At 54.7% G+C, this 13,909-nt stretch carries 5 protein-coding genes; all 5 read right to left on the reverse strand.

Annotation, left to right across the window (positions count from 1 at the left end):
- Positions 1-67: 67 nt before the first annotated feature.
- From ACPYIV_RS15895 to ACPYIV_RS15915, 5 genes are read right to left on the reverse strand one after another with little or no spacing between them, the layout of a single operon-like run.
- The gene (locus ACPYIV_RS15895; protein ID WP_425883975.1) at positions 68-4,888 is read right to left on the reverse strand and encodes an efflux RND transporter permease subunit; all 4,821 of its coding nucleotides are present in this window, start codon (positions 4,886-4,888) and stop codon (positions 68-70) included.
- Positions 4,885-8,061, reverse strand: coding sequence for an efflux RND transporter permease subunit (locus ACPYIV_RS15900; protein ID WP_293733149.1), 3,177 nt, complete (start codon positions 8,059-8,061; stop codon positions 4,885-4,887). The genes ACPYIV_RS15895 and ACPYIV_RS15900 overlap by 4 nt, the downstream gene beginning before the upstream one ends.
- Positions 8,058-9,110, reverse strand: a complete 1,053-nt coding sequence (locus ACPYIV_RS15905) for an efflux RND transporter periplasmic adaptor subunit (protein WP_293738775.1) — start codon at positions 9,108-9,110, stop codon at positions 8,058-8,060. Before ACPYIV_RS15905 ends, ACPYIV_RS15900 begins: the two co-directional genes overlap by 4 nt.
- 6 nt (positions 9,111-9,116) lie before the next feature.
- The gene (locus tag ACPYIV_RS15910) at positions 9,117-10,592 is read right to left on the reverse strand and encodes a TolC family protein (RefSeq protein ID WP_370648509.1); all 1,476 of its coding nucleotides are present in this window, start codon (positions 10,590-10,592) and stop codon (positions 9,117-9,119) included.
- Between the two features lie 34 nt (positions 10,593-10,626).
- Positions 10,627-13,902, reverse strand: coding sequence for a xanthan lyase (locus tag ACPYIV_RS15915; RefSeq protein ID WP_425883977.1), 3,276 nt, complete (start codon positions 13,900-13,902; stop codon positions 10,627-10,629).
- Positions 13,903-13,909 lie beyond the last annotated feature (7 nt).

A 13,909-nucleotide genomic window follows, 5' to 3' on the forward strand; every position in this document is an offset into this window, starting at 1 on the left:
TGATTTGAGATTTATGATTTGAGATTTATGATTTATGCGTCGATGATAAATCATAAATCATAAATTCTTAAATTCCTTTCAACAAGCAAAGATAAGCATCCTCCAAGTTCGGTTCCACCTGTACCGCCCCGTCATGCGGGGAGGCGGTAGAGAGGTAACGGACGCGGATGCGGTCGTCTTTCTGGATATGGTTGACGATCCGGGACTTATCCAAAGCTTGTTCAAATTCTGTTTTATCTATGTCGAACAGCCAGACTTTTGCGGCTGCCATGCCGACCATATCGACCGGATCGCCGAAATACTTCAGGCTGCCTTTGTCGATCACGACCACCTGGCTGCACGAACTGGATATATCTTCGATGATATGAGTGGAGAAGATCACGATGCGGTCCTTGCTCAGCTCCACCAGCAGGTTGCGGAAGCGGATGCGTTCGCGCGGGTCCAGCCCGGCAGTCGGCTCGTCCACCACCAAGATACGAGGCAGGTGCAGCAGGATCAGGGCGATGCCGATACGCTGTTTCATCCCCCCGGAGAAGGAGCCTATCTTCTCGTCCTTGCGCTCGGACATGTGGACGGCTTGAAGGACATATTCCAACCGTTCACGACGCACAGCGGGGTCGACAAGGCCCTTCAGGATCGCCTGGTAGTCGAGAAATTCCCAGGACGACATATTCTCGTACGTCCCGAACTCCTGCGGCAGGAAACCGATCAGGCTCTGCAACTCCTCCCGGTAGACGCGCGTGTCGAGCCCGTTGATCCAGATACTGCCGTAGCTCTGTTCGAGGATGCCGCAGATGATACGCATCAGGGTGGACTTGCCCGCCCCGTTCGGTCCCAAGAGGCCGAACATACCCGTACGGATCTCAAACGACACGCCCCGGAGCGCCTTGAACGGCCGGCGGCGTTTCCCGATCAGCGGGATGCCTTTCACCATGCGGAACCACGAGCGGCGCAGCCCGGCGAAACGCCCCTTCACACGCTCGATATTGACCTCCTTCTCATACAGATAGCCGGAAGTCACATAGACGGCTATGCAGAACGCCCACAGCACTCCGACCGTCCCTACCAGGTTCGGGTTGTCTAACCTGCGGAACAGGCCGAAGAGGATCAGCGGAGGAAGTCCCCAGAAGATGATCCGGTTGGCATACTTCACCGTCCGGCTCCCTACAAACCGGACATACAGGTATTCACGTACCTTGCGCCACAGGTAGAGTGCAGCGGCATAGACCGCAAAGGAAAGAAGGAAGACCCACTGCCTGTTCCCGACAAAGAACCAGGTAAACCAGACGCCGAAGCCCAGCAGGGCGAACTGCCAGCCCAATTCCATAAAGAACCCCCGTTCCCGCGCTTTTTTCTCCAAACCCAACCGTCGGCGGATCAGCAGGCCGCTCCGCCACTGGCGGCTGACGCGTCCCGGCCAGTCGTATATCTTCACCAAGTTGCGGACGGATATATGGATGTCCGCCTCCGGATCGATCACCTTCGAACGGGCCCGACGGAGGCTTGCCTGCATGAAATAGGTCACACCCGGAATACCGGCCAGCAGCAGCACCCCATAGACCGACTGCCACAAGAGGCTGCCGCCGTAAAGCCAGATACAGCCGGCGCCCGCCACAAAGAGCAGCCCGTGCAGCACCCACACTTTCGAGGACAGCCCTCTGTACCATTGCAACGTGTTTTCCAATCCCATGCAAACGGTAGGGATCAGGATCAGTGTCAGCAATGCCGAGAAGGAAAGGCCGCCGATCACGGTGATGGCAAACGGCGCACCGATAGCCCCGGCATACTCCGAGTTACCCATCGCCATCGGAAACATGGCTACGATCGTCGTGATGGAGGTAATCAGGATCGGACGGATACGCGACAGCCCCGCCGTCATCAACGCCCTGTTGCGGCGATACCCGCGCCGGCGGAGAATGTTGGCATAGTCGATCAGGATAATGCCGTTGTTGACCACCACCCCCAAAAGGATCAGGAACCCGATCATCACGTTCGCATTGTTCAGCAGGCTATTGCCCGTCAGCAGCAACGCCAGCAGCGAACCGATCGCCGCCAGCGGGATGGAGAACAGCAGGACGAACGGCGTCGTCAGGGACTCGAACACCGAGGCCAGTATCATAAAGATCAGGATAAACGCCGCTAACAGCAGGAACTTGAAGTCGGCAAACATATCTTCCTCGTGAAACACCTCGACCGCCACGCCCGAAGGCAGGTTATAGCCCGACACCAACTGGTCGATATCCGACCGGTAGCCTTCGAGGAGGTCCTTCGACTCTTCGACGTCACGCGAAAAGGAGTAAAACAGTTCGATCTGCTTGTCCTGGTTCACGCGGGTGATGCGGGCACGTCCGCGGCCATAGTTGACGGAGGCGATATCCTCCAGCCTGTGCAGTCCGCCGGAAGCGCTCGGTATGCGCACTTCGCGCAGGTCGTCGACCGTCCTGTCGCGGTTCTTGTCCGCCTCCTCCTCTTCTTCCGTCCGGTTCGTCCGGTTGCGGATGATGATGTCGTAGGTATCTTCCCCCACCTTGAAAGAGCTCCCGGACGAAATCTCAGGATTGAGCGAGGTGAGGCCGGAGGCGATATTCTGGCGGGAGATGTCGTAGGAGGTCAGCAGGATCGGATCGAAGCCGAGGCGGATCTCCGGTTGCCGGCGGTTGTAGGAGACACGGGTATTGCGGATGAATTCCTGCTCGTCCAAGTAATAGCGAAAATCCTCCGCCACACGCTGCATGAGGTCGAAGTCGGAGCCTTTGATCACGATCCGTTCGCGGTTATCGCCAATACCCAAGAGGCGCATAAAGCCGCCCATGCCGGACGTGCCGCTTCCACCTCCGAAAGCTCCGCCCCGGCCTCCACCCCCTCCGGCTTCGGAGAGGGATATCTCGGCGCCGTTGACGGTGCGGAGGCGGCCTTGCACGTCGGACTTGATATCCGAGATGCTGCGTTTCCCGATCCGGCGGTAATCTTCTTTGAGGACAAGCGTCAGCTCGGCATCCGTCTCGCGGATGCGGCTGATCAGGTCTTGCTTCTCCGGAAACTCGGCGAGGCGTTCCTCGATGACGTGGACGACCTGGTCGGCATTTTCCAAGGTACTGCCGGTCGGCATCGTCACATAGATGCTGAAACGGTCGCTCTCCACCTCTTTCCGGTCTTGGATATTCAGGGAGATGGAGAGGATGAGGGAGAGGAAGAGCAGGATGACAGCCCCGAAGATCGTCACTCTCGGATTCCGCATACAGGTCTTCAGGAGCACGAGATAGATCTGCACCGGACGCTGCGTGACAGAGACTTTTTCGTAGAAGACAGTATCCTTGCCCCCCCGTTTGACGCGGGGTCGCAACGGCTCGAACCATTTACGGAAACCATTGAGACTGCCTGTCTTTTTGCTTCCTCGCGTCAAGCGCGGGGACAAGGTAGTCCTCCTCAACACCGTATAGGTGGCCATCGGGATGAAAAGGAGCGCGACGGCAAGGGAGATCAAGAGGGTCGAGATGATGGAGACGCCGATATGGTGGCCCATCAGCTTGATCAGGAAATTATCGGAGAAGACGAAGGGCAGGAAGACCGTGACCGTCGTCAGGGTGGCGGCGAGGATGGAGCGCCAGACTTCACGCGTGCCTTGCGTCACGGAGCGTTCGGGCGTGTGGCCGGCGGCGGAAAGGCGGTAGATGTTCTCCAGGACCACCACGCTATTGTCCAGCAGCATACCGATCGCCAGCGCCATGCCGACCAGCGTAAGGCTGTTGACCGTAATCCCCGCCCCGTAGAAGAAATTGAAAGCCGTATAGACGGAGATGGGGATGGACAGGGCGATAAAGAACACCAACCGGAAGTTCTTCAGGAAAAGCCAAAGGATGACGACGGCAAGCAATCCGCCGACGATCGCCAGGTGGATGATCTGGTCGATATTGTCCTCCATCGTCTGCGCCTGGTTGTTCTCGACCACGATCGAGAGGTCGAGCGGGGCAAGCTGTTCGTTCAGGCGGTCGACCACCTCGACCGTACGGTGGGAGAGACGGATCAGGTTGGCTTGCGAGTCGGCAAGCAGGGAGACGGAAACGGCATCCTTGCCGTTGACACGGCTGTAGCTCGTCTCCTCCTTCATATCGAAAAAGATGGTGGCGATGTCTTTCAGCAGGACGGGACCGGGGGCGACGACGATGTTTTCGAGGTCGGAGACTTCGGTATAAGGCGAGTTGACATGCACGAAGTATTTCCCGTCCGGTTCGCTGGCATAGCCGACGAAAGCCTTCTCCTCGGTGTTCTGCGTCAGGAGGCCGCCGATAGCGGAGGGAGTCAGGTCGAGGGCTTTGCAGGCATCGGGGTCGAGCTGCACCTCGATGGCTTTCTCACGGCCGCCGTAAACGTTGACCGAGGCGATCCCGTCGATGTTTTCCAGGTCGGGCCGTATCTCTTTCTCCACTAAGTTACGCACACGGTCCGTACCGCCCGACCCGCGCACCTGGAGCGACATGAAGCCGCCGGTAAGCATCGAGACGTCGATCTTCTGCACCTGCACCGTGAAGCCTTCGGGAAGCGTGGAGGCCGTTTCGTTGATCTTCTCCTGTAGCTTCAGGGCGGTGATCTTGAAATTCACATTCGGCTTGAAATCGATCTTGATGGAAGACTGGCGGCTGTCGATCTGGGACTCGATCTGCTCCACCCCGCCGATGGTCCCGATGGCTCCTTCGAGGGGGATCACGACCTCCGACTCCACATACGACGGGTCCATATCCTGTGCCGACGAGACTTGCACGAACAGCATCGGAAGCTCCGCATTGGGCAACAGCTCGACCGGCAACTGCTTGTACGACACGTAGCCCAAGCCCGTAAGAGCAATGAACAGCATACAGATCGCAATCTTCCTATGTAGTAAAAAATTCATCTTCCCCTTTTCATTTTTTCAAATACATAATATACACACGGGATGACCATCAGACTCATGACTGTCGAAGTCACCAACCCGCCGATCACCGCGATCGCCATAGGTGAACGGAGTGAGGCGCCTTCACCGAAACCGAACGTCATCGGCAGGAGGGCAAGGATCGTCGTGAGCGTCGTCATCAGGATCGGGCGGATACGTTGCTGGCCGGATTCCACGATAGCATCCGTCAGTTCCATTCCGGACTGTTTCAACTGGTTGATACGGTCGACTAAGATAATCGAGTTGTTCACCGCGATACCGACCAGCATCACGATACCGATCACTCCCATCATGTTGATCGTCGTCCCCGTCAGGAAGAACAGCAGGATCGCTCCTACCACCGCCAGCGGGATCGTCAGCAGGATCGTGAAGGGATGCAGCAGCGACTCGAACTGCGAGGCGAGCACCATATAGACCAGGACGACCGAGAGGGCGAGGGCGAACAGCAGGCTGTTCATGGACTCCTGGCGCTTCTCTTCTTCGCCGGTGACGGTAATCGAATAGTTGGCAGGCAAATCGATATCTTTCACGGCAAGGCGTATATCGTCCGCCACCTTGTCGAGCGAATAGCCTGCACCGAGGTTGGCCGTCACCTTGCTGATGCGGTTCTGTCCGCGGCGGAAAATCTCTTTCGGAGCCTGCGAATGGGTGATCGTGGCGATCTCCTGCAAACGGAACTCCTTCTCACCGCTACGTATGACCAGGCCGCCGAGGTCGTGCAAGGTGATATCGGGAACCTTGATCAGGATGTCCCGCATCTCCCCCCTGTACTCCATCTTCCCGGATTCGAGGCCGCCGAGCTGTTGTTTCAACTGTTCGATAACGGTCGAGACGCTGACATTATGGATGCCGGCTACCGTACGGTCGACGGAGATCGTTACCTCCGGAGCACCGTCTTCGACGGACGACCGGATGTTATAAATTCCGGGAATACCGGTTATCCGTTCCATTACTTCACCGGAGATAGCGCTGATCTCGTCTAATTCCTCCCCTTTCACCTCGACCACGATAGGGGCTCCTTCGCTGCCCAAAAGGGAGCTGAGGGAGTTCTCTTCCTGTTTCAAGGTGACCTCCAGGCCTTCGGTGTTTTCGGTGGCCCGGACGAACTGTGCCATCACCTCTTCGGGCGGAACCGGGCAGGAGGGCGAAAGGATCACTTTCATGACTGCCGTGTTCTCTCCTTCGAATATATCATTCTCCGAACCGCTGCCTGGCCCGACGTGGCTGTAGATCGTACACAGGGAATCTTGCGAAATGGTGTGCATCAGTTCCTCCAAATTCCCGACAGCCGAGGCGGTACGTTCCAGCGGAGTCCCCTCCGGCAACTTGATGACGGCAGAGAAGGCCTTGCTTTCGGCACGCGGCATAAACTCCGTACCGATAAAGGGAACGAGCAATCCGGCTAACACCATCAACATCAAGGCACATCCGATCACCACCCAACGGCGGTGTAACAGGGTATGCAACACAGGGCTGTAGCCAGCAATCCGGATGCCGGTTGTTTTTGTGGTTTTCGTGGTTTTCACCGTAGAGACGCACGGCCGTGCGTCTCTACCACCGTCGCCAACACCGTCACCAACACCGTCGCCCCCATCCCGGCGCCCGGTAATCCGGTCGTACAGCATCGGGATCACCAATATCGCCACAAACAGCGACGATACCAGCGAGAATGTCACCGTCCAGGCCTGGTCCTTAAACAATTCACCGGAGGCGCCATGCAGGTAGACGATCGGCAGGAAAACGACGATCGTCGTCAGCGTCGAGGCAATGACCGCACCGGCCACTTCGGATGTTCCCGTAATGGCGGCCTCACGTATCGTCAGGCCTTTCTCCTGGTTACGGAAGATGCTTTCGATCACCACGATGGCATTATCCACCAACATCCCGGCTCCGAGGGCCAGACCGCCGAGCGTCATGATATTCAGCGTAAGATGATTGAAGAACATCAGATTGAATGTAGCGATAATGGAAATCGGGATAGCCAGACTGACGATCAACGTCGTCCCTAAGCGGCGAAGGAAGACGAACAGGATCACCACCGCAAGGATAATCCCTAAGACGGCGCTGCTCTTCACCTCTCCGATCGCATTCTTGATAAAGGTCCCCTGGTTCGTGATCACCTGAAAACGGTAGCCGGGCAACGCCTGCTCGATAACCGCCAACTGGCGGATCACGCCATCGACCACCTTCACCGTATTGAAACGCATCTCCTTGTAGACGGACAGCCCGATGCTGCGCTCGCCATTGATGCGGACAATATTTTCCGGGCGGGCATTCTCGAAGCTGACGGTGGCGACCTCGCTCAGGAAGATCGGGGCTTTGTCCGTCGATGAAACAGACGCACCGGAAGCCCCCGAAGCAGCCGTTCCGCTTGCCTCGGCCGTAACCGGCTTGTAACCGACAATAAGGTTCTCAAAATCGCTCTCCGTTGCAAACAGGCTCGAACTCTTGACCAAGTATTGCAGACCCAGCTCGCTGACGCGACCGCCGGATATGCTTTGGTTGTTCGCCTCTATCTTAGAGGAAATATCATTGATCGTCAACTGAAAGGCATCCAGTTTGTAGGGGTCCGTACGGATCGTCAGGGTACTGACCTCGTCGCCCGACAGCGTGACGTCGGCAACACCTTCCAGGCGGATCAACTCGTTACGGATATAACTCTCCGCCACCTTCCGGAGCTCCGCCATATCGGTAATGCTGCGATGCGAAAGCCCGATCAGGACGACGGGGGACTGGTTCGGATCGTGCTGCGTGATCTTGAGCTCGGTGATGTCCTTGTTCTGGGCAAAAGGGTTCATGGCTTTCTGCAAGTCAAGAAACGCCTCGTCCATATCTTTCTTCCAGGCATACTCGACCGTGATGCGGGCGGAGCCGGCACGGATCACGGACGAAACCTGCGTGACGTCGCTCTGCCGGATCGCCATCGACTCCATGTTCTTGACAAACTGCTTCTCTATTTCTTCCGGCGGACGTTCACCCGCCTTCAGCTCGATAAAGAGGCGGGGGTTATTCAGGTCGGGCAACAGGTCGACTGCCAACTGATCATAGGAGATCTTGCCCAACAGCAGGATCGCCAGTACCAGCATACAGATCGTAACCGGATTGCTTACCGCAAATTTGATGATACTTTTCATTTCTGGACTTTTACCTTTGCATTCTCCTTCAATGTCTCGAAGCCTTTCACCACTAAGTTATCGTTCTCCTTCAAGCCTTCCAGCACCTGGATGTTCTTGTCGTCTTCCAGCCCGGTCTTGAGCTCGCGGAGCAGGGCGGTGTTCTTCTCGACGATATACACGTATTTGACACGGCGGTTGGACTGGATCACATCTTTCGGGATGATGATGGCGCTGTCCGCCTTGTTCACCACGATATCGGCTTTGACAAACATACCGGGACGAAGCTTCAACCCATCGTTCTGGATCAGTATCTTCCCTTTGAAGGTACGGGTTTCGGAACTGATGGCGGGCGACAGTTCGCTGATCACTCCCCGGATCGTGTCTTCGGGGAGCGTATAATGGGTAATATAGACCGGCTGATCCGCCTTCACATACCCGATAGCGCTTTCCGGCAGGTTGATATCCATATACATGCGGGCATAGTCCATGATGCCGACTACCGGTTTCCCCTGTTCGATGCGGACATCGGACGTATAGTGGGGTAGGTCCACGATCACACCGTCGAAAGGTGCTTTGATATTCATCTTCTCCAAATTGAGCTTACCGTTCTCGTAGTCGTAGCGGGCATTCGTCACTTTCACTTCCGTATTACGCATTTCGCTAAGCGTCACACCACCTTTCTCATAGAGGGCTTTCTGCTTCACTTGTTCCTGTTCGGCTATTTCGAGACTCAATTCTTTAGCATCGATAGCGATGCCGTTTTCGTATTCCCGGTCTTCCAGGCGGACGATCAGTTGTCCTTTGGATACGATATCACCCAGTTTAAAAGGCTTGCCTGTACGGGGATTGGTTTGCAGTTTATAGAGGCCGCTCATTTCGGAGTTGAGCGTCACCCCGTAGGTCGGCTGTGCCGTCCCGGTCGTATTGACTAATTTGCTGATAGAGCCTTTTTTCAACTCCACCACCGACACGGGCGTAGCAATATCGTTCTGCGTATTCTGCGGCTGGTTATTGCAACCGGTCGCCAACAGGACAAACAACATGAGAGAAGTCATTGTATATTTCATATCGTACTACTTTTTCGTTACTAAATCTTCCATCGGGACAATAGGCACATCGTGCTCGAAGTCGTAGAGGGAAAGTATCTTGAGGTTCAACAATTCGATCTTATAATTGATAAGCGCCTGCGTATAGGCGATCTTTTTATTGGAAAGCTGGGTCTGGAACTGGTTCATGTCCATACCGGTGATATCCCCCTCCCGGTAACGGGTCAGGTTCAGGTCATAGGTACGCTGTGCATTTGCAACGTTCTGCTCGGCTATCTTGATCTGCGAAAGCAGATTTTCTAAGCTGCGCCAGGTCTGACGAATGTTCAGTTCGATGTTGACTTTGTCTTCATGGAACTCCAACTGGTTGATCTTCCGGGCTACTTCCTGCGCTTTGACACGGGCTTTCTTTTCCCCCCAATCAAAGATCGGGACACTGAAGCTGATGGCGACACGCGGGTTCTGTGTCGGGTTATTATAGATCTGCTCCAAGTGGCGGTTATCACCGATCAAGCCGAAGGAGAGGGCAATATCTCCCTTGAACTCGTTCAGAGCCTTTGTCTTGATCATGTCGAAAGCCAGTTCTTTGCTCTCGATCTCCCGCTGACGCAGTTCCAGGCGCGATTCGAGGCCGTGCCGGATCGCCTTTTCCAGATTCACTTCCACCGGCTTGATCTGCACTTCGGCAAAGACTATGATGTCTTCGTTCAGGTCCATCCCCAACGTCTGCTTCAACTGGTCTTTCGAGTTTTCAAGTGATACCTGCTGTTCTTCTAAGGAAGAGCGGGCGGAGGCGAGGTTCACTTCCGCCTGGAACAACTCATCGCGGGCAGCCAGGTCGGCTTCCACCTTATTCTTGATGATCTCATAGCTTTGCTGGGCATTGGTCAGTTCCTCCCGGGTAATGGCCAACTGGCTTTGTGCCATATAAACGGAATAGAACTGCTGGGTAATATCCTTTTCCGTACTGAGCCGTTGCAGGGCGTAGCTGATGTTGGCATTCTCATAATCGTATTCGATCTGTTGCAGTTCCATCTTACGCTTGTTATAGGTAAAAATGGGCTGCGAGAGTTGGAGGTAGAGGTCGTTGCTGAACGCCTTGTTGCTGGTCTTCGTCCCGTCGATATTGGAGTTGTTATCCTGCCAGCCGAAGCGGTTGATCAACGAGAGGACACCATCCGTCCACAAGATCGGCTGATCCACCTGGAACGTTCCGGTAGTACTGAACCGCTCGTTCGTGTACCACTGAGACAGGCGGTTGTCGAAACTGCGGCTCTTGCTGTAATCCACCGGATTGAGGTTCAACGAGAACTTCGACTTCAAGGAAGCCCGCTGCGCAACCAGGTTCTGCTGATAACGTTCCAGGTTCATGTGGGAACGGCGCAGGGAAGGACTGTGTTCTTCCGCTATGTCCATCGCCTTATCGATCGTCAGCGAGACTTGCCCGTACGACGGGACGGACAGTCCCAGGCAGACGGCGGCCATCAGCATTATTTTTTTCATGGATAGTAATTCTCTTCGTATCATGTATCTAATTCTATTCATATCGTTTTACTATTTTGACCGCATCGGCCGTCACGCTCCGGAGCTTGCACTCGTTCGTCAGGGTGATCCGGACCGTGTCGGGGCTGAAGTAGTAGGCGCCTATAGGCTCCCAACCTTCATTCGCTCTTTTCAGGTCTATATAAGCGTCTTCGTTTTCCTCATCATACTCCACCTTAAAGTGATATTCCCCGCCGGCCTGCTTATTATATTTCAGTTCATTGTCTTTGGAAACATAGTAGTAAACATCGTATTGCCCGGCAGAAGGGACCGGAATTTTCCAAGTCGCCGTCTGGCTGCCGTTGCCGCTCTTGATCACATAGGCGGACCGGATATAGCGGCCGTAGTAGGCCGCATTCGTCGTGGCCGTCCACTGCAACGGGGCACGCCAGGGAGAGACACCGGCATACTTGAATGAGGTATCTTCCACCTTGTCGAGCCACTTGGGCAAAAGCCCGACGACAGCCGGCTCGGACAGGGAAAAAAGGGGATCTTCATTGTCTACGATCACCTCCCCTTCCGCTTCGGGAGAAAAGTCAGCAACGATGAAATCGCCTTCGGCATCGACCGCCCTCTCCCGTTCTTCCCGGATGTTGGTAATCGGCAGGTTCAGGATATTCGGCAGGTTACCGGCTATCAGCGTATTCACATCCACCTGGCGGGGCGCTTCCTCCCATACCGTCACAAGCAGCTTGGTCTGGTGGGCGGCAAGAGGCAGTTTACGGCTCGTACGCGGATCGATATCCGGGCCGTAGCCTCCAGCCTGTATATCGAGTTGGAGCATACCGTCGTGATCCGAATTATTGCTGACTAATTGTTTCAGCACAAAGCTCTCCTGTCCCTTGTTCGTGATCTTGGTCACTTCAGGCTGCCCGATCGTATAGAAAGGAAGAGGCGTCGGACGGTCCCACCCGGAAATACCCGCACGGATATCGGACCCGCTGATCATCCCTAACGTATCTAACAGCGTCTCGAAGCGCATATTACGAAATTCGTTCCGTTCCAGCAGGGCATACAGGGAATCCCGGAACAGGCTCACTCCCATCTTCACTTCGGCAGGAGCAAACAGGCAATACCCTTTCAGGCTGATCGTGTTATTCAGCAAGTCGCGGTGTTCCACATCGGACAAAAGCTCCTTAAACGAATGCTTCTCCATCAGCAGGTTCGCCTTCTCGTTATTGCTGATCCCGTTTATCTCACGTTCCCATCCGTTATTATCGGATTTCTTTTGCAGATACAGTTCGACCAGCCGGTTCGTAACAGGCCATTCGGAAGAATAGATATTATACCGGAAGTTATAGAGCTCGGGAAACAGGAAATACGGATTGCTCCGGGAGGATATATTGAACTTGCCCCGGCTGCCGGAAGAGTAGTTATAGTTGCCCTCCGTCTGCGAGAAAATCCACAGGAAGCTGTTCATCACCCGGATCTCCGCCTCCTCCTCGCTGATCTCACGCCCTCCCCGCTTCGACCACTTCAACTGGTTTTTCTTCTGCTTGACAAAGTCCATCTGATTGAACATACAGCCCAGTTCGGGGAAAAGGACCATTTCCGGCTGCACCACTTCCTGCGCCTGCGACCAGGAACGGACGTAGCTGTAGAACTGCGCCGGGACCTCCACCACTGAAAAGCGGTCGAAGGGGTAGCTCAACTTATACGTGCGTTCGAGATTCTCCCGCAGGTTGCGGATCAACCCGGGAATCGTATCGCGGATCGAATCGAACGCCGCCTCGTAATAATCGTGTCCTTTTATATGCCAGACGCTATAGAGCGTACTGTCGCTTTCCACGCTCTTCTGTTCGTACTTCCCGATAATCAGGGAGATGGACTGATAGGGATTGTTTGCCGACTGCGAAACGGAAACCAGTCCGGGAAGCGGCTTCACATCCAGCTCGAAGCGGCTGAAATAGGTCTGCTGCCAGTCGGGGCTCTTGTCGCTATATCCCGTTCCGGGACGCGGATACCAGTAGGTTTCGGGCGTAAACAGCACATAGTCGGGTGTCTGGAAACTATATTTCTTATCGAGCTTGAGCATCTCCTTGTCATACGGCTGCTGCAAGACCTCCGCCGGGATATCCAGATAGCAGAAATCATCCTTTATCCGCCCCTCGTAGCCGACCGAGAACGAGACGGTGTCCCCCTCCTCTATCTTCCTCCCGAAATCCACCACCAGAATCTGTTCTTCCCGTTTAAAATCCAGCGGCTTCTCCCCTTCCTTCACCTCCCCGACTTTCAACCCCGGGTTCAGGCAGAAGGTAAACACCTCCGATGCGGCAAGAGCCGTCCCCTTCATCCCGACAACAGAACGGATCGTTTCGGGCTTCTGCTCCACCGAAATATCGTACCGGTCGATCACCATCTTCGGCACATGGACATATTTATTGTTGATGCTTGTGTACAAAGCGCGCATCTCCCCCTCCCTGAGAATCGAACGCACATGCCGGTAACCCGCCGTCCCTGCCAGCAAGAACATGCAGAGCGAAAGGAACAGCCACGGATAATGGCTCCTTCTGGCATTCGGCAACCGCTTGAACAGGAAGATCGTAAAAAAGATGAAGCCCAGACCGGCAAAGAAATAGATCGCCCGGTGGTTCAAGATCAACTCCAGGCTACTGAACCCGACAATCGTCGATTTGAACAACGGCAGGTTATACACCATATAATCGAACAGGTAATAGAACTTATCCTGTATATAAAACAACGTCAGCCCGATATACCCTAACAGCAGGATAAAGGTAAGCGCCTGGTTCCTCAACACCAGCATCAGGAAGATGGAAAGGCCGATAATAAAGATCAGCGTCGGCAGGCTGATCAGAAAGAAATACACTGCATAGGCCTGCAAATCGACGGCTATGCCGGAAGCCATAAAGTTGAAAGCCAGCACAATCGCCAATATCAGCAGGTTCAGGAGCAAGAACACCCTGAGGTTCCCCCATATCTTCCCGATCACATACTCGGCATTGCTGAGCGGCCGGACATAAAAGACCTCGGATGTATCGAGCTTCTTGTCCCTTTTCAGAAATTCGGAAGAAAGGAAGACGGCGACCACCGCCTGCCCCGTGTTCAACAGCAACAAAATCAGATAAGGTATATTGGACGGGATTGCTTTCCCAAACCAAAAACCTCCGGAATCTTCCGCCAGCAACAGGCTAAAGCTCAAAATGCCTAAAATAAACGCGGCAAGCAGGGTGAAGATGCGGAAAAACCAGCTTCTCACCAATATCTTGCTTTCGTATTTGGCTACAGATCGTATGTTCGTGATAAATGACATAGGCAGG

It is taken from the genome of Parabacteroides vesiculifaciens (genome assembly GCF_049860805.1).
Lineage (GTDB): Bacteria > Bacteroidota > Bacteroidia > Bacteroidales > Tannerellaceae > Parabacteroides.